The following is a 16,502-nucleotide window of genomic DNA, read 5'->3' as shown; positions in this document are numbered from 1 at the left end:
AACAATGAGAGCAGAAGACGTAGCACAATACTTGCTGGACAATCCGCAGTTCTTCGAAGACCACGCGGAAATGCTGTCGCAGATCAACCTGCCCCACCCGCACGGCGGGCGCACCATCTCGTTGAGCGAACGCCAGTTGCTCACCCTGCGCGAACGCGTGAAAGACCTGGAAAAAAAACTGCACGACTTGCTGGAATACGCCAAAGAGAACGATGCGTTGCAGCTCAAAGTGCATCAGTTCAATAGCGCGCTGTTCGGTCCGCATGACCGCTCCACGCTGCAGAGCCTGATCGTGCACAACCTGCGCGACATCTTCGCCGTTCCGCATGTCGCCTTGCATCTCTGGAAGGACGAGCCGCCCAGCGCCGAGGTGCTGGCCTTCGCCGACGAACACAAACAACCGGTCTGCACCCATCACGCGATCCATGACACTTTGCCCTGGTTTGGCGAAGCCGGCGAACACCTGCGCTCTTTTGCCTACCTGCCGTTGCGCGCGCACGGCCAGACCATCGGCCTGCTCATCCTCGCCAGCGAAGACAAGGAGCGTTTCTATCCGGAAATGGGCACGCTGTTCCTGCAACGCATCGCGGAGACTCTGGGCAGTGCGTTCCATCTGCATGTCTGATGCCCGCCACTGAACAAGTCCCCGTCACACTGCAAGGCTACCTCGCCTACCTGCACAACGAGCGCAACTATTCCCCGCTGACTGCCGAGAACTACGCACGCGACATCCGGCGCTTGCTGGCGCTTGCCGGAACGACCCCGCTGCCCGACCTCAAGAGCCACCACATCCGCCGCTTTATCGCGCAGTTGCACGGCAGCGGCCTGGGCGGGCGTTCTCTGGCGCGTGTGCTTTCAGCCTGGCGCGGTTTCTATGGCTACCTGATGCGCGACCACGGCTGCAAGAGCAACCCCTGTGTCGGCCTGCGTGCGCCGAAGGCACCCAAGACCCTGCCGCATGCGCTCTCACCCGACGAGGCGGTGAAACTGGTCGAGATGCCCGTTGAAACGCCGATGGATGCGCGCGACAAGGCGATGTTCGAATTGCTCTATTCCTCGGGTTTGCGTTTGGCAGAACTGGTGAGCCTCGATCCCATCGACATGGATTTTGCCGACGCCTCGGTGCGCGTCACCGGCAAAGGCAACAAGACGCGCATCGTGCCGCTGGGCAGCCATGCCATCGACGCCTTGAAAGCGTGGCTGGCGGTGCGCGAACCGATCGCCAAACCGGGCGAGACGGCCCTGTTCGTCGGCAAGAACGGCGCCCGCATCAGCCCGCGCACCGTGCAACTGCACCTGCGCCAGCGCGGCATCACCCAGGGCATTGCCAGCGGCGTGCATCCGCACCTGCTACGCCATTCCTTCGCCACGCATGTGCTGCAATCCTCGGGCGACCTGCGTGCGGTACAAGAAATGTTGGGTCACGCCAGCATTTCCACCACACAGGTCTATACTCACCTCGATTTCCAATACCTCGCCAAAATTTACGACAGTGCGCATCCGCGTGCCAAAAAGAAAACATGAACACTCCAAAGACCAAATCACATTCAACACCGCACCGCCCATCGCAAGGCGGCATCGATTTTCGCAACCGTGTGAAGCGCGACAAACAGAAGACGGAAACACATGCGCCGAAACCCGCCGCACCGGTTCGCACCGGAAATGCAATGGGACGCCCTGGCCTCATCCTCAAGGCGGACCGAGACAAATCGCTGCTGCGCCGCCACCCGTGGATATTCTCCGGCGCGATCGAATGCATCGACGGTGCGCCTGCCAGCGGTGATACCGTAGCGGTGCGCGATGCCTCGGGGAAATTTCTGGCGTGGGCCGCATACAACGCCGAATCGCAGATCACCGCACGCGTATGGTCGTGGCGCGAAACCGATGTCATCGACAAGGAATTCTTCCGCAACCGCATCGCCCTCGCTCTGAAAGCACGGCGCGCACTCGGCCTTGGTCGCGACAGCAACGGCATGCGCCTTGTCCACGGCGAATCGGACGGTTTGCCCGGTCTCATCGTGGATAAATACGGCGACGTATTGGTCATGCAGTTGGGCAGCGCGGGGCCGGAACATTGGCGCGACACACTGGCCGACATCCTGCAGGAACTGTGTTCGCCCGTTTGCATCTACGAACGCTCGGATTCCGACGGACGCGAACTGGAAGGCCTCCCCGTGCGCAGCGGCGTGCTACGGGGCGCATTGCCGGATAAAGTCGAAGTAACCGAACACGGGATCCGCTTCGCGGTGGATGTCGCCGCCGGACAGAAGACGGGCTTCTACCTGGACCAGCGCGACAACCGCGCCCTGACCGGCACGCTGGCAGCCGATTGCGACGTGCTTAACTGTTTCTGTTACACCGGCGGCTTCTCGCTCTATGCATTGCACGGCGATGCGAAGTCGGTGCTTTCCATCGATTCTTCGCAGGAGGCGCTGCAACTGGCGCAGTCCAATGCGGAATTGAACGGATTCGATCCATCACGTGCCGAGTGGCAATGCGCCGACGTGTTCGAAGCCCTGCGCAAACTGCGCGACCAGAACCGCAAGTTCGACCTCATCGTGCTCGACCCGCCCAAGTTCGCACCCACTGCGGCTTTTGCCGAGAAGGCCTCGCGCGCCTACAAGGACATCAACCTGCTGGGCTTCAAGCTGTTGCGGCCGGGTGGTTTGCTGTTTACTTACTCGTGTTCCGGCGGCATCAGTGATGATCTGTTTCAGAAGATCATTGCGGGGGCGGCGCTGGATGCAGGGGTGGATGCGCAGATCGTGAAGAAGCTGCATGCGGCAGCGGATCATCCGGTGTTGTTGAGTTTTCCGGAGGGGGCGTATTTGAAGGGGTTGGTGTTGAGGGTGGCTTAGTCGGAAGTCGCCTGACGGCTCAAGCTCCTCGGGTCTGATCCCCTCTCCCTCTGGGAGATAACCAGCGACTTGGCTGACGTTGTTTGGCAGCCTAGTCGAATGGCTAGTAGTTCCATCAGGGCTAGGGTGAGGGAACACTCGTTGTATTTCCTCTAATCTCAAACCCAACACCGTCGGGGGTAGCCCGACAGCTAGTCACTTTTCTCGTCTTGCCGAGAAAAGTAACCAAAAGAGGGCGCCCCCGGTTTGCCGCCCCTTCGGGGTTCCCTCGATATTTCGCCAACAAGCGGGGCTGCGCAACTCGCCCTGGCGGGGCACACAAACCGTGCCCCACTGCGGAGCTCAAACAGTGCTCGCCTAAACCTCCGCTTGCTGGCGAAATATCGAGGCGGCGCTCAGGGGAGGGGAAATCGAAAATCAAAACCACAGTGTGGGCACTTCGTGCCCACACTACTTGATTTAGCTGCCATCATTTCTGCTTTTCAATAGTTAGTCCAGATGATATGTGCTTTGAACTATATCTTCATGCGGGATGGTGCCAAGTGATTGTAGCTGTTCATAGCGAAGAGATTCCTTTAGCCTGAACAGTAAAGTATTTCCGTCCGTACTAAGCGAAAAATGCTCATACGCCATTTGGGTGTTTTGAAAGAAATCAAGAAAAAGATTCATGAATTTTCTAAGCTCCAACAATGCCAGCTCAATCTCCTGACGTGACGGACTGGGAAGTACCTCAGCTTTGTTTCCCAGTTGAACTGAAAGATCAAAGTGGGCGATATCCTTGTGCCTTCGTTGCCTGATTTTTTCACAGCACTGACGAAAATTGACTAGCGACTGGCGCATGGTAGTTGATAGTTCACCAGTCGATATTCTTTCAACCTCAGTTACCAAGGTTTCTAGGGTTAAATTCTCCCGCCCACAAGTTGTTGATGGGTCTGCAAGCTTAACTAGCGTTAGCTGCACATCATTCATTAACGACTGCTCGATCATCCAAAAAAATGTTGGCGCAGCTTCGTTAATCAAATCTATTCGTTTCGGATTGGTACCGTATATCTGTCGATATACAATCCAGCGGCCATGAAGCCAAACTACCTGTGAATTCAGGAACTCCCAGATGTCAGAAAGTTCTACAGGAATGGACATATGAGGTCTAACTATTTTCCGGTAATCGCATCTTTAAGTTCTCGAATTCTACGAAGCAAGAAATACCATACATATGGTGCGCCGAAGAGAAGGAAGACAAATAGCGCAATGTTAATTGTATTTTTGAAAGCATGGCCCGATGTTGACTGCAACTCATCGAGTTGCTTTTGAATTTCATCCCCACCTAACTTGGTAAAGACTTGGGAATCACAAAAAGCTGGAATTTTCTGATATTTTGTCCAAGGTCCTTCTGGCGCCCGCGCCCATAGGGGCATTCCTGCTGTCTCTGTTTTGCATTTCTCGGCTAACGTGTTTAACTCACCATTTAGCGACGCCACATGATATCTGTCATAAATCGACGTCAAATACCCTCCAATCAAAATTAGCACAGCTAACGTTGCGCCCAACAAGAGATACTTCTTTTGTTTATCCATTTGAAATCCCAATCTTACAGTTATCAACTTGATATCCAACAATCTCGTCGGTCTGCTAGAACCCAATGTACCGGAGTCGAATTGTTTTGACTATGGTGGGCAACTTGTTGCCCACCATTCAGTTTTGATTTTCGCCTTACCTCCCCTGAGCGCCGCCTCGATATTTCGTCAACAAGCGGAGGTTTAGGCGAGCACTGTTTGAGCTCCGCAGTGGGGCACGGTTTGTGTGCCCCGCCAGGGCGAGTTGCGCAGCCCCGCTTGTTGGCGAAATATCGAGGGAACCCGAAGGGCGGCAAACCGGGGGCGCCCTCTTTTGGTTACTTTTCTCGGCAAGACGAGAAAAGTGACTAGCTGTCGGGCTACCCCCGACGGTGTTGGGTTTGAGATTAGAGGAAATACAACGAGTATTCCCTCACCCTAGCCCTCTCCCAGAGGGAGAGGGAACAAAAACCAGCGGGCTTCGCCCATCCTTCGACAGGCTCAGCACGAACGGAAATACTAATTAATGCGCCTCATCCCAATTCCCCCCCTCACCCAATCCCACCTCCAACGGCACCCTCAACTCCGCCACCCCGCACATCAACTCCCGCACCTTCTCCTTCACAAGAGCCAATTCCGCCTGCGGCACTTCCAGCACCAATTCATCGTGCACCTGCATAATGAGTTTCGTCGCCAACTTCTCTTTCTCCAACCAATCCTGCACGGCGATCATCGCCAGCTTGATCAAGTCGGCAGCCGTACCCTGCATCGGAGCGTTGATGGCGGCGCGTTCTGCTGCCTGGCGACGCATGCCGTTGGCGCCGTTGATCTCGGGCAGCCACAATCTGCGTCCGAACCAGGTCTCCACAAACCCCTGTGCCTTGGCCTGTTCGCGCGTGCTGTCCATGTAGCGCTTCACGCCGGGATAGCGTGCGAAGTAGAGGTCGATGTATTGCTGGGCCGCACCGCGTTCGATGTTGAGTTGCGAGGCAAGGCCGAAGGCGGACATGCCGTAGATAAGGCCGAAGTTGGTGACCTTGGCGAAGCGGCGCTGTTCGCTACTCACCGCATCCAGCGGCACGCCGAACACTTCGGCGGCGGTAGCGCGGTGGATGTCCTCGCCCGCTGCGAAAGCCTTGAGCAGGCCTTCGTCGCCGGACAGGTGCGCCATGATGCGCAGCTCGATCTGCGAATAGTCTGCCGACACGATGCGCGAACCGGCAGGCGCGATGAACGCTTCGCGGATGCGGCGGCCTTCGGGTGTGCGGATCGGGATGTTCTGCAAATTGGGATCGCTGGAGGCCAGACGCCCGGTCACTGCTACCGCTTGCGAATAGCTGGTGTGTACGCGCCCGGTGTTGCGATTCACCATCAACGGCAGTTTGTCAGTGTAGGTGGATTTGAGTTTCGCCATGCCGCGATGCTCAAGCAGGATCTTGGGCAGCGGGTAATCGAGCGCAAGTTCCTGCAGCACTTCCTCGTCGGTCGAGCGCGAGCCGGTGGCGGTCTTTTTCTTCGAGGGGATGCCCAGCTTGTCGAAAAGGATCTCCTGCAACTGCTTGGGCGAGGCCAGATTGAAGGGCTGGCCTGCCAGCTCGAACGCCTGCTTCTCGATGGTCATCAGCTTCTCGCCCAGTTCGTGGCTTTGTCTGCCCAGCATGGTGCTGTCGATCAGCACGCCGTTGCGTTCCATCTTGAACAGCACCTCGCGCGCGGGCAACTCGATTTGCCTGTAGACCGCATCCAGACGGCCTTGCAGCTGTGGCGACAGTGTCTGGTGCAGTTGCAAAGTAATGTCGGCATCCTCTGCCGCGTAACGCGTGGCAGTCTCGAGATCGACCTGGTCGAAACCGATCTGCTTCGCGCCCTTGCCCACCACGTCGGTGTAGCTGACTGTGGACAGCCCCAGATGGCGCAACGCGAGATTGCCCATCTCGTGCGGTTTGTGCGATTCCAGCACGTAGGATTCCAATAGCGTGTCTTCGGCAATACCCGCCAGCGCGATGCCGTGATTGGCAAAGATGTGCTGGTCGTATTTGAGGTTTTGTCCCAGCTTTTTGTGCGACGGGCTTTCCAGCCAGTGCTTGAGTTTATGCAGCGCATGCTCGCGGTTGAGCTGATCCGGCGCGCCGGGATAATGGTGCGCCAGCGGCAGATAGGCAGCGTGATGCGTTTCAATGCTGAACGAGATGCCGACCAGTTGCGCTGTCATTTCGTCGAGGCCGGTGGTCTCGGTATCGATGCTGACCAGCTTCGCTTCCATCAGCTTATGCAGCCAGGCATCAAGCTGGGCCTCGGTGAGGATGGCTTCGTAGTTGGAGGTGTCGTTGACCGTCGATGGTAACGGCGCCTGCTCGAATTGGCGTTGCTCTTGCTCCCTCGCCCCCCGGGAGAGGGTTGGGGTGAGGGCTGGTTTTTGACCGAGTGTTCCCTCACCCCCGGCCCCTCTCCCGGAGGGCGAGGGGAGTGAAACTTCGCGCAGCCAGGACTTGAACCCGAAGCGTTCGAACAGCTCGCGCATCTTCTCCGCGTCCGCTGCCGGAGCGGCCAGTTCGTCGAACTTCTTGTCCAGCGCCACGTCGCATTTCACGGTAACCAGTCGGCGGCCCTGCGGCAGCCAGTCGCGCGCGGCACGCAGGTTCTCGCCAACAGCGCCACCCACTTCATCCGCGTGTGCCAGCAGGTTGTCCAGCGTGCCGTATTGGGTCAACCATTTCACTGCGGTCTTGGGGCCGCACTTGGCCACGCCTGGCACGTTGTCCACGGCGTCGCCCACCAGCGACAGGTAATCCACGATGCGCTCCGGAGGCACGCCGAACTTGGCCAGCACGCCCGCCTCGTCCAGCACTTCGTTGCTCATGGTGTTGACCAGCGTGACATGCGGATTGACCAGCTGGGTGAGGTCTTTGTCTCCGGTGGAGACGATGCAGCGCGTGCCATTCCGCGAGGCTTCATGCGTCAATGTACCAATGACATCATCCGCCTCGACACCGTCGATCATCAGGATGTTCCAGCCTGCCGCCGCGACGACTTCATGCAGCGGTTCGATCTGCAAACGCAGGTCGTCGGGCATCGGGGGACGGTGCGCTTTGTATTCCGGGTACCAGTCGTCGCGGAACGTTTTGCCCTTCGCATCGAACACGCAAGCGCTATAATCTGCCGGGTAGTCGGCACGCAAACGGCGCAGCATATTGAGCACGCCGTAGATCGCACCGGTCGGTTCGCCCCGCGGGCTGCGCAAGTCCGGCATGGCATGGAAAGCGCGATACAGATAGGACGAGCCATCCACCAACAACAATGTCTTCATGCGTATGCCTTTATAAATTAGTTTTTTGGGCGCATCGCTGCGTTGCTCGGTACTCGCAACCTCGCCTATCTACATGATATGTTTCGGTTGCTGCGTTCCGTGCGCCTTGCGCGGCATCCCAAAAAATCAGATTTCTAAAAGCATCCATTGTTAGCCGAGGTCCAAGATGAACAACGATATGAAACTCCCACCCATGCAATCGCCCGAGCTGATGCAATCGAAGGAATCCTGGCGGGTGTTCGGCATTATGTCAGAATTCGTGTCGGCGACCGAACGCCTGCGCGACATCCATCCGGCCGTCAGCATCTTCGGCAGTGCGCGAACGCCGCACGACCATCCTTATTACAAGCTCACCGAGGAAATCGCGCGCCTGTTGTCGGATGCCGGCTTCTCGGTCATCTCCGGCGGCGGCCCCGGCATCATGGAGGCAGCCAACAAGGGCGCCTTTTACGGCAAATCGTCCAGCGTCGGCCTCAACATCCAGCTGCCGCACGAACAGCACAACAACCCCTACCAGAACATCAGCCAGACCTTCCATCATTTTTTCACGCGCAAGGTGATGTTCGTCAAGTTCGCCAGCGCCTATGTGGTGATGCCCGGCGGCTTCGGTACGCTGGACGAGCTGATGGAGGCGCTGACGCTGGTGCAGACCGGCAAGACCCGCCGCATGCCCATCATCCTGGTCGGCAGCAAGTTCTGGGGCGGCATGGTGGAATGGTTCAGGACCAGCCTGCTGGAAGAACACATGATCGCGGCCGGCGACATGGACCTGATACAGGTCATCGACGAACCCGAGCAGATTGTCGCTGCCATCTTCAAGCACTACGAGACTCGCGGCTTCGAGCCTTCCGTGGCAGAGCTCGAGATGCAACTCAATCTTTGACCTGTATCGGATAGAATCCGACCATTCATTCCAACCGGAAAATATCATGCGCCCCATTTATCTTGCCGCAATCGCCTGCCTGAGCCTGAGCGCCTATGCGGCTCAGCCGGAAGCTCCCGCCAAGGTCGAACCCCCTCCGCCTCCGCCGATGAATGCGGACGACTCCATCGAGGAGCCGCAGGTAACTATCATCAAGAAAACCGAGCAGACCATAGAGGAATATCGTGTCGGAGGCAGGCTGTACATGATCAAGGTCACGCCCAAGTACGGCCCTCCTTATTACCTGGTCGACGATCAGGGAGACGGCAAGTTCGCGCGCCAGGAAGGCCTGGACACAGGCTTCCGCGTTCCGCGCTGGATCATCAAACGCTTCTGAATCGAGACCCTCCGTATGGCTGTATTTACCCGCGTTTCCGAAGCTGACATTGCTGCCTGGCTTTCCAATTATTCCCTGGGAACCTTGATCGAATTGCAGGGCATTCCCGCCGGGATCGAGAATACCAATTATTTCGTCACCACCAGCAACGGACGTTTCGTGCTGACTCTGTTCGAAAAACTCACGTCCGACGATCTGCCGTTTTTTCTGAACCTGATGGCCCATCTCGCGCGGCACGGCATACCTTGCCCCAGCCCGGTTGCCGATCGGAAAAATCGTTTCCTCGGCGAACTGCATTACAAGCCCGCTTGTATCGTCAGCCGCCTGAGCGGCAAGTCCGTAATGCAACCCAACACGGCCCACTGCGCCGCGGTCGGTGCGATGCTGGGGCAAATGCACAGTGCCGGCTTGAGCTTCGGCGAACAGATGCCCAATCCGCGGGGCGCCGTATGGCGTGCCGAGGCATCGCGGCAGGTTAGAAAATTCCTCTCACCCCAGGACGCCGCCCTGCTGGACAGCGAAGTCGAGCTGCACGCGAAACACCCGCTGGCCGATATTCCGCGCGGCACGATACATGCCGACCTGTTTCGCGACAACGTGCTGATGGAAGGCGAGCGCGTCGGGGGGCTCATCGATTTCTATTTCGCCTGCACCGGCAAGCTGCTGTATGACGTCGCCATCACCGTCAACGACTGGTGCATGAGTGCCGACGGCAAGCTGGACAGGGGACATACGCGCGCCATGCTGAATGCCTACCATGCCGCGCGTCCGTTCACCGCCAAGGAAGCGGAACTATGGCCGATGGCGTTGCGCGTGGCGGCCCTGCGTTTCTGGATATCGCGTCTGTACGACCTGCATTTGCCCCGCGAAGGCGAGATCGTGAATGCGCACAACCCGGATCAGTTCAAACGTATCCTGCAAAACCACATTGCCACGGTGCAAACCGTCTGGCTTTGAATTGAGGCTCAAATGGAAATCATGAAACTTGCTCCCGCACGCGGTTGGACCTGGGTCAAACAGGGTTACCAGCTCATCATGCTCAACCCGCTGATGTCCATCTCCCTTGCCCTGGTCGGTGCCTTGGCGATGTTCGCCGCACTCAAGGTGCCTGTGCTCGGCCCCCTGCTGGCTATACTGTTGATGCCGATTGTGATGGCCGGTTACATGCGGGTCTGCCGCGCACTGGAGGAGGAAGAAGAAGTCGAGTTGACCCACCTGTTCGCCGGCTTCAGGAAACATACGGCGCGTCTGGTCGCGCTGGGAGGCATCTCCGTGCTGGGCATGATAGGCGCTTCCGCCGTCATGGTGTTCATCGGCGGCGATGCGCTATCCACTCTGCTGGACAGCTTCAAATCTTCCACCGATCCGCAGATGCTGATCGATGCGATGTGGGCTTCTGGATCGGGCGTGGCATTCAGCCTGCTGGTCGGTTTCACGCTGGTATGCGTGCTGATGCTGGCGCTGCAATATGCCCCCATGCTGATATTTTTCAACGACGTCGCTCCGCTCGCCGCCCTGAGTGCCAGCCTGTCCGGGTCTTTTCGCAACATCATCCCGTACACGCTGTACAGCATCATCATGCAAGTCATCGCGCTGGTACTCAGCCTGCTGCCGTTCAATATCGGCCTTATCCTGCTGCTGCCGCTCGGCTTCACTTCGCTCTACGTCAGCTACCGCAACATCTTTCCGTTCGCGCATGAACTTGCCGCGATCAAACCAGTTTCACATCATCCGGAGACCTGACCATGCAATATGCCAACGCTACCGATGCCGAAGTCAAACAGGCTCAATTTCCGCATAACCTGTTCGTCGCCGGATTGTTCATGTTTGACCTGCTGATGACCCCGGCGGTGCTTGCGCTGAAGGTCGGCATGATGGGCCTGCTCATCCCGCTGATCTGTTCCGGCTCTCTCATCGCCTTCATCTACCTGCGCGGCAAAAAGACCACCACCTGGTTCGTCGACGTTCACTGGAAAATCGCCTTTGCCCGTGCGCAGTGGCTGCTGATGGGTTACGCGATTTCTGCGGCACTGGTCTTTGTCGGCTGGCTGATCAGCATTTCCTCGAGTGACCACAACATGCAACACATCCTGTGGACGGCGCTTACGCGTATCGCGCTGATGCCCACATTGATCCTGGTGCTGGTCACTGCCGTGCTGGAAGCCAGCGCGATACCGATGGCCGGCAAGCGCGAAGTGCCGGACAAAATGGCGGCCAGTTTCCCGCCTCCGGCAGCCTGATCAATACGCTGTCAAGCCGTCTGAAATTCCTCGAAGGCATGCAGCACTTCCGCCGCGTACATCAGCGACGGGCCACCGCCCATATACACAGACACCGCGAGCATCTCGTTGACCTGCTCGCGCGTTGCACCCATGCGCACCAGCGAGCGCACGTGGTAGCCGATGCAGCCATCGCAGCGTGTCGCCACCGCAATGGCTGTCGCAATCAACTCCTTGTTCAGCGCCGATAGCACGCCTTCCGCCATCGCGGATTTGGCCATCGAGTCGAAACCCGCCATCGGCACGGCAACCTCTTTGCGAAACCGGGAGAGCTCCTTGCTGATGTCCTGCGTGAGTGCTTTGTATGATGTGCTCATGAATGTCTCCTGTTGAACGTTGTAAGGATAAGAATACTATTTCTGTGCGAGGAACACGGCAGCCCGTCTTTTAATGAGGCGCTGATTTAGTCGGTTTTGCCCCCTCCCCCACTGGGGGAGGGTTGGGGTGAGGGCTGCTATTCAATGAATTATTCCCTCACCCTGGCCCTCTCACCGAGGGAGAGGGGATTAAATCAGCGCTTCCTTAAGTACTCCGGTTTCGTCGACGAGGTTTCACACCGTGGCATCACGATCATGAAAAGCTTGCCGGTCAGTCGCCGGTAACTTGCAACAATGAGCCGCAGTCTCTTATCCAGCCTCGCGTCAGATGGCGGTGAGCTTTGCATATTCCAGCGCCAGCCACTTGCTGCCCGCGCGCTTGAAGTTGACCTGCACGCGTCCTTCATTTCCCCCACCTTCGGTGTCCGTCACCACGCCCTCGCCGAACTTCTGGTGAAACACGCGCTGGCCGATGCGCCACATCGAATCGGGTGAAGCGTGCGGCCTGGGTGCAGCCGGACTTGCTGCAAAAGCGCTGACGTAGCTGTTCGTCTCGAAACTACTGCTTGCGAATGCTTTGCGTGCGCTCACTCTTGGTGTGATCCAGTGCAGCAAGGCCTCAGGTAACTCGCGCAGGAAGCTCGACACCATGCCGTAATTGGTCTGGCCGTGCAGCATGCGGCTCTGCGCAAAGGTCAGGTACAGGCGGCGCCGGGCGCGGGTGATCGCCACATACATCAGACGGCGCTCTTCATCCAGCCCGCCATCCACGTTCTGGCTGTTCTGGTGCGGGAACAACCCTTCTTCCAGCCCGGTGATGAACACGGTGTGGAACTCCAGCCCTTTTGCGGCATGCACCGTCATCAGGTGCAGCGCATCTTCGCTATCGCCTGCCTGGTGTTCGCCCGACTCCAGCGAAGCATGGGTGAGGAATGCGGTGAGGCTGTCGTCCTCGTTCTCGTGCACGAACAATGTTGCTGCGTTGATGAGTTCGTTCAGGTTCTCGAGACGCTCTTCCGCTTCGCGCTTTTTGGCGCCTGTCTCGTTCTGATAATGCGCAACCAGGCCGCTTTGCTGCAGCACGTGATCCATGATTTCCGGCAGGGGCAGGCCGCTCGTCGCGCTGCGCAACGATTCAATGAGGCCGACGAAGGTCGTGACCTTGCCACCTGCCCGTGCTGCGGCATCCCACAGCGTGGTGTTATTGATTCGCGCGGCTTCCTGCAACTGCTCGATGCTGCGTGCGCCGATACCGCGCGTGGGAAAGTTGATGATGCGCAGCAGCGCATTGTCATCGTCGGTGTTTTCCATCAGGCGCAGGTAGGCCAGCGCGTGCTTGACCTCCTGCCGCTCGAAGAAGCGCAGACCACCATAAACGCGGTACGACAAACCTGCGGAAACCAGCGCATGTTCCAGCACACGCGACTGCGCGTTGGAGCGGTAGAGCAGCGCCACCTCGGATAGCCTCACGCCCTCGCGATTGAGTTGCTGGATCTCGTCAACAATGAATCTGGCCTCGTCTACATCTGTCGCCGCTTCATACACGCGCAGCTGTTCGCCGCCGCTCTCCGCCGTCCACAGATTCTTGCCGAGGCGGTTGCGGTTGTTGCTGATGAGCGCGTTGGCGGCATCAAGGATGTTGCCGTGCGAGCGATAGTTTTGCTCCAGTTTGATCACGTTTTCGACATGGAAGTCGCGCAACAGCTCCTGCATGTTGCCGACGTTGGCGCCGCGGAAGGCATAGATGGACTGGTCGTCGTCCCCAACAGCAAAAAGAGCCGCAGGCGCGGCGTTCGCTCCCTCCCCCCCCGGGGGAGGGTTGGGGTGAGGGAACCGTCTGCGAGTCTCACCAACTCCAGCCAGCAGTTTCAGCCAGCGGTATTGCAACGGGTTGGTATCCTGGAACTCGTCCACCAGGATGTGCTTGAAGCGTTCCTGGTAATGTTCGCGCAACGGGGTGTTCCTCGACAGCAGCTCGTAGCAGCGCAGCAGCAATTCGGAGAAGTCCACCACTCCCTCGCGCTGACACTGCGCGTCATATTCGGCAAATACCTCCACCTTGCGCCGCGTGTAGGGATCGTAGGCTTCCACCTCGTGCGCGCGCAGTCCCTGCTCCTTGCTGCCGCTGATGAAGTTCTGCATCTCGCGCGGCGGGTACTTCTCGTCGTCGACGCCCATCGCCTTCATCAGACGCTTGATGGCAGAGAGCTGGTCGCCGGAATCGAGGATCTGGAAGGTCTGCGGCAGGTTTGCTTCGCGGTAATGCGCCCGCAGCATGCGGTTGCACAGGCCGTGGAAAGTGCCTATCCACATGCCGCGCGTGTTGATTGGCAGCATCGCCGACAATCGCGTCACCATCTCCTTGGCCGCCTTGTTGGTGAAGGTCACCGCGAGAATACCGTGCGGGCTGACCTGCCCGGTGCTGATGAGATAGGCGATGCGCGTGGTCAGCACGCGCGTCTTGCCGCTGCCCGCGCCCGCCAGGATCAGCGCGGATTGGGCGGGAAGTTCGACGGCGGCACGTTGTTCGGGATTGAGACCGGAAAGCAGGGTGGAATTCATGGGCGGATTATCCCACACGACTGCGCTATCCCTTCAGCTTCGGTTTTTGTATTCCGTGTATTTTTTGGAACTCCCCCGAACTTGCTCGGCGGGGTATTTTCGGGCGTTCAGTACCAGCTTTTTGTCTACCGCAGCGATCAGATCCAGTTGCAGCTTTTCAGCCAGGCTGATGAGGTAGATCTGGATATCAGCCAGTTCCAGCTCGACTTCGGCGAGTTTCTCCGGTGACAAGCTGCAGCTTTGCTCTTCGCTCATCCACTGAAAATGCTCCACCATCTCGGCGGCCTCGACGATGAGTGCCATGGACAGGTTCTTGGGTGTATGGAACTGGTCCCAGTCGCGCTCGACCACGAACTGGCGCACCTGTTTCCTTATTCTATCGAAATCCGTTTCGGCCACAATCGTCTCCTGCTTCGTTATTGGTAAATTCATTGTGGCGCAGCAGCCCGACTTAATCAATTTTACGGCAAAGCAAACGGGGAAGCGTCTCCGCTTCCCCGTCCTGTTGCCTGCTGCTTCTTGTTGTTGCTTATTGCTTCTTCTTGTTCTGGATCATGTCGTGCATGATCGGCGCGAGAATGATTTCCATCGCGTGGCTCATCTTGCCGCCGGGCGTCACCAGGGTGTTGGCGCGGGACATGAAGGAGTTCGGGATCATGTTGAGCATATAGGGGAAATCCACACCTTTGGGATCGCGGAAACGGATGACCACAAAGCTTTCGTCCGGGGTCGGAATATCGCGTGCGATGAAAGGATTGGAGGTATCGACCGTGGCCACGCGCTGGAAGTTGATATGGGTGCGCGAGAATTGCGGGGTGATGTACTTGATGTAATCGGGCATGCGGCGCAGGATGGTATCCACGGTCGCTTCGGCGGAATAGCCACGCTCCGCTTTGTCGCGATGGATCTTCTGGATCCACTCGAGGTTGACCACCGGCACCACGCCGATACCCAGATCGACATACTGGCCTGCGTCGTATTTCTCACTCTTGGCCAAACCGTGCAGACCTTCGTAGAACAGCAGGTCGGTGCCGGATTCAATGTCTTCCCAGGGTGTGAACACGCCGGCCTTGAGATCGGTCAGGTTGAAATGCTTGTTGTGATCCGCCGCTTCAATGTCGCTGTGTACATAGTAACGGCGCTTGCACATGCCGGATTCACCGTAGTTCTTGAACATTTCTTCGATCTTGTCGAAGCTGTTGGCTTCCGGACCGAAGTGGCTGAACGAATGGTTGCCGGCCTTGGCAGCTTCGGCTGCGGCGGCACGGAACGCCATGCGATCCAGGCTGTGCAGGCTGTCGCCTTCGACAACTGCAGCCTTGATACCCTCGCGGCGGAAGATGTTCTCAAACGCGCGCTTGACGGTGGTGGTGCCTGCGCCGGACGAACCGGTGACGGCAATAACGGGATGCTTACGGGACATATTCCACTCTCCTGAACGATAATAAATAAATTTTTATGGTTATTGATTTTAACCCAGTTTTCCCGCCTAGCGCGAGACGCTCGGATTTTCGGCCCCCAGCGTTCCCTTCAGTTGCTCTGCCAGCTTTTGCGCTTCGGCACGGCTGGTTAACTGCACGATACGCAGTTTATATGCCCAGCCGTCTTGGTTCGTGACGGGGAGCAGGCGCACGTCGTAGCCCGCCGCCCGCCATTGATCATAGGCAGCCAAAGCACTTGATTGGTTTGGTAGGGTAAGCAAGTCGACTTTCCAGACGCCGCCTAGCTGCGATGCCGGTTGTGCAATTTCGGTTTCTGCCGCCCATTTTTTGAGCTGTTCTGGGTCGACAGAAGCGACCGGCAATGGCGCTGCATCCTTGGGCATTTTATATACAGACAAAGGCTGGTCCATGACGAAGTCATTGATTTCCGAACCGGTCACGGAAATTTTGCCTTCGATCAGGCACACTACCCCCTGATCGCTGCCATCCTTGCCCCACACGTCAGTTCCGCGTATGCCGATGGTTGCGCCTGCGACCTTGACGGTCACCTCACGCGCCCGCAGCTTGGCTAGGCTGGCAGTGGTAAACCGGAATGCGCCTTTGGCGACATTCAGCACGGCACTGAACAAAGATTCTTCCGCGCGCTGTTGCGACAGGCCTTCCAGCTTCAAGGTGGCATTCTCGCCCAGCTTAACCGTGCTGCCATCGGCGGTATGCACATAGATACGCGCGTTTGCCCCGGTGATGAGCGTATCGCCATTGCGCAGCTCCGAGCCGACTCGCATTGGCACCCTGCTTTCTCCGCGTTGCAACCAGGCAGGCATCTGCACGGCCTGCACCTGCGCATCCGGCTCTGCCTGTACCGATAACACAACCAGCATCAACATCAATCCGAGCAGCTTGTTCATTTCGTTCCCTTTCCTTC

The 16,502-nt window shown here is 57.9% G+C and carries 16 protein-coding genes; 8 read left to right on the top strand and 8 right to left on the bottom strand.

Annotated elements, in window-relative coordinates:
• Positions 1 to 4 precede the first annotated feature (4 nt).
• Genes QOY30_RS00615 through QOY30_RS00605 form a run of 3 tightly spaced genes read left to right on the top strand, consistent with a single transcriptional unit; the run spans position 5 to position 2,858 of the window.
• Positions 5 to 625: a DUF484 family protein gene (locus QOY30_RS00615; RefSeq protein ID WP_283742709.1), complete on the top strand. Its 621-nt coding sequence runs from the start codon at positions 5 to 7 to the stop codon at positions 623 to 625.
• A complete protein-coding gene (gene xerC / locus QOY30_RS00610; RefSeq protein ID WP_283742708.1) occupies positions 625 to 1,524 on the top strand; it encodes a tyrosine recombinase XerC in 900 nt (299 codons plus the stop codon). The genes QOY30_RS00615 and xerC overlap by 1 nt, the downstream gene beginning before the upstream one ends.
• Positions 1,521 to 2,858, top strand: a complete 1,338-nt coding sequence (locus QOY30_RS00605) for a class I SAM-dependent rRNA methyltransferase (RefSeq protein WP_283742707.1) — start codon at positions 1,521 to 1,523, stop codon at positions 2,856 to 2,858. Before xerC ends, QOY30_RS00605 begins: the two co-directional genes overlap by 4 nt.
• 489 nt (positions 2,859 to 3,347) lie before the next feature.
• Here the strand turns inward: QOY30_RS00605 and QOY30_RS00600 are convergent, their stop codons facing one another.
• From QOY30_RS00600 to polA, 3 genes are all read right to left on the bottom strand, one after another.
• Positions 3,348 to 3,998 carry an AbiU2 domain-containing protein gene (locus tag QOY30_RS00600; RefSeq protein WP_283742706.1) on the bottom strand — a complete coding sequence of 217 codons (651 nt, stop codon included), beginning with the start codon at positions 3,996 to 3,998 and terminating at the stop codon, positions 3,348 to 3,350.
• Positions 3,999 to 4,009: 11 nt separating this feature from the next.
• Entirely contained in the window at positions 4,010 to 4,432 is a 423-nt protein-coding gene (locus QOY30_RS00595) for a hypothetical protein (RefSeq protein ID WP_283742705.1), read from the bottom strand.
• Between the two features lie 502 nt (positions 4,433 to 4,934).
• Positions 4,935 to 7,718, bottom strand: a complete 2,784-nt coding sequence (polA, locus tag QOY30_RS00590; protein WP_283742704.1) for a DNA polymerase I — start codon at positions 7,716 to 7,718, stop codon at positions 4,935 to 4,937.
• A 166-nt stretch (positions 7,719 to 7,884) separates the two neighbouring features.
• Between polA and QOY30_RS00585 the strand changes: the two genes are divergently transcribed.
• Genes QOY30_RS00585 through QOY30_RS00565 form a run of 5 tightly spaced genes read left to right on the top strand, consistent with a single transcriptional unit; the run spans position 7,885 to position 11,217 of the window.
• Positions 7,885 to 8,601: an LOG family protein gene (locus QOY30_RS00585; protein WP_283742703.1), complete on the top strand. Its 717-nt coding sequence runs from the start codon at positions 7,885 to 7,887 to the stop codon at positions 8,599 to 8,601.
• A 46-nt stretch (positions 8,602 to 8,647) separates the two neighbouring features.
• Positions 8,648 to 8,977: a DUF2782 domain-containing protein gene (locus tag QOY30_RS00580; RefSeq protein ID WP_283742702.1), complete on the top strand. Its 330-nt coding sequence runs from the start codon at positions 8,648 to 8,650 to the stop codon at positions 8,975 to 8,977.
• A 15-nt stretch (positions 8,978 to 8,992) separates the two neighbouring features.
• Positions 8,993 to 9,934 (top strand): homoserine kinase, encoded by a 942-nt coding sequence (locus QOY30_RS00575; protein WP_283742701.1) that lies wholly within the window; start codon positions 8,993 to 8,995, stop codon positions 9,932 to 9,934.
• Between the two features lie 12 nt (positions 9,935 to 9,946).
• Positions 9,947 to 10,720 (top strand): BPSS1780 family membrane protein, encoded by a 774-nt coding sequence (locus QOY30_RS00570; RefSeq protein WP_283742700.1) that lies wholly within the window; start codon positions 9,947 to 9,949, stop codon positions 10,718 to 10,720.
• A 2-nt stretch (positions 10,721 to 10,722) separates the two neighbouring features.
• The gene (locus tag QOY30_RS00565; RefSeq protein ID WP_283742699.1) at positions 10,723 to 11,217 is read left to right on the top strand and encodes a hypothetical protein; all 495 of its coding nucleotides are present in this window, start codon (positions 10,723 to 10,725) and stop codon (positions 11,215 to 11,217) included.
• A gap of 11 nt (positions 11,218 to 11,228) precedes the next feature.
• Here the strand turns inward: QOY30_RS00565 and QOY30_RS00560 are convergent, their stop codons facing one another.
• The 5 genes from QOY30_RS00560 to QOY30_RS00540 form a co-directional block, all read right to left on the bottom strand.
• Positions 11,229 to 11,573: a carboxymuconolactone decarboxylase family protein gene (locus QOY30_RS00560; protein WP_283742698.1), complete on the bottom strand. Its 345-nt coding sequence runs from the start codon at positions 11,571 to 11,573 to the stop codon at positions 11,229 to 11,231.
• Between the two features lie 324 nt (positions 11,574 to 11,897).
• Positions 11,898 to 14,135 carry a UvrD-helicase domain-containing protein gene (locus tag QOY30_RS00555; RefSeq protein WP_283742697.1) on the bottom strand — a complete coding sequence of 746 codons (2,238 nt, stop codon included), beginning with the start codon at positions 14,133 to 14,135 and terminating at the stop codon, positions 11,898 to 11,900.
• A gap of 33 nt (positions 14,136 to 14,168) precedes the next feature.
• Entirely contained in the window at positions 14,169 to 14,534 is a 366-nt protein-coding gene (locus tag QOY30_RS00550; protein WP_283742696.1) for a nucleotide pyrophosphohydrolase, read from the bottom strand.
• Positions 14,535 to 14,664: 130 nt separating this feature from the next.
• The gene (locus QOY30_RS00545) at positions 14,665 to 15,558 is read right to left on the bottom strand and encodes a phosphoribulokinase (protein WP_283742695.1); all 894 of its coding nucleotides are present in this window, start codon (positions 15,556 to 15,558) and stop codon (positions 14,665 to 14,667) included.
• A 66-nt stretch (positions 15,559 to 15,624) separates the two neighbouring features.
• A complete protein-coding gene (locus QOY30_RS00540; RefSeq protein WP_283742694.1) occupies positions 15,625 to 16,485 on the bottom strand; it encodes a FecR domain-containing protein in 861 nt (286 codons plus the stop codon).
• Positions 16,486 to 16,502: the final 17 nt, after the last annotated feature.

Source organism: Sideroxydans sp. CL21, from assembly GCF_902459525.1.
Lineage (GTDB): Bacteria > Pseudomonadota > Gammaproteobacteria > Burkholderiales > Gallionellaceae > Sideroxyarcus.
The sequence above is the reverse complement of the archived record's forward strand: the minus strand, read 5'-3'. Positions and strand labels throughout refer to the sequence as shown.

What these genes read in the sequence shown, in the direction of transcription:
- QOY30_RS00615 (WP_283742709.1), top strand. Translation starts at nt 5, where the DNA reads ATGAGAGCAGAAGACGTAGCACAATACTTGCTGGACAATCCGCAGTTC.
- xerC (WP_283742708.1), top strand. Translation starts at nt 625, where the DNA reads ATGCCCGCCACTGAACAAGTCCCCGTCACACTGCAAGGCTACCTCGCC.
- QOY30_RS00605 (WP_283742707.1), top strand. Translation starts at nt 1,521, where the DNA reads ATGAACACTCCAAAGACCAAATCACATTCAACACCGCACCGCCCATCG.
- QOY30_RS00600 (WP_283742706.1), bottom strand. Translation starts at nt 3,998, where the DNA reads ATGTCCATTCCTGTAGAACTTTCTGACATCTGGGAGTTCCTGAATTCA.
- QOY30_RS00595 (WP_283742705.1), bottom strand. Translation starts at nt 4,432, where the DNA reads ATGGATAAACAAAAGAAGTATCTCTTGTTGGGCGCAACGTTAGCTGTG.
- polA (WP_283742704.1), bottom strand. Translation starts at nt 7,718, where the DNA reads ATGAAGACATTGTTGTTGGTGGATGGCTCGTCCTATCTGTATCGCGCT.
- QOY30_RS00585 (WP_283742703.1), top strand. Translation starts at nt 7,885, where the DNA reads ATGAACAACGATATGAAACTCCCACCCATGCAATCGCCCGAGCTGATG.
- QOY30_RS00580 (WP_283742702.1), top strand. Translation starts at nt 8,648, where the DNA reads ATGCGCCCCATTTATCTTGCCGCAATCGCCTGCCTGAGCCTGAGCGCC.
- QOY30_RS00575 (WP_283742701.1), top strand. Translation starts at nt 8,993, where the DNA reads ATGGCTGTATTTACCCGCGTTTCCGAAGCTGACATTGCTGCCTGGCTT.
- QOY30_RS00570 (WP_283742700.1), top strand. Translation starts at nt 9,947, where the DNA reads ATGGAAATCATGAAACTTGCTCCCGCACGCGGTTGGACCTGGGTCAAA.
- QOY30_RS00565 (WP_283742699.1), top strand. Translation starts at nt 10,723, where the DNA reads ATGCAATATGCCAACGCTACCGATGCCGAAGTCAAACAGGCTCAATTT.
- QOY30_RS00560 (WP_283742698.1), bottom strand. Translation starts at nt 11,573, where the DNA reads ATGAGCACATCATACAAAGCACTCACGCAGGACATCAGCAAGGAGCTC.
- QOY30_RS00555 (WP_283742697.1), bottom strand. Translation starts at nt 14,135, where the DNA reads ATGAATTCCACCCTGCTTTCCGGTCTCAATCCCGAACAACGTGCCGCC.
- QOY30_RS00545 (WP_283742695.1), bottom strand. Translation starts at nt 15,558, where the DNA reads ATGTCCCGTAAGCATCCCGTTATTGCCGTCACCGGTTCGTCCGGCGCA.
- QOY30_RS00540 (WP_283742694.1), bottom strand. Translation starts at nt 16,485, where the DNA reads ATGAACAAGCTGCTCGGATTGATGTTGATGCTGGTTGTGTTATCGGTA.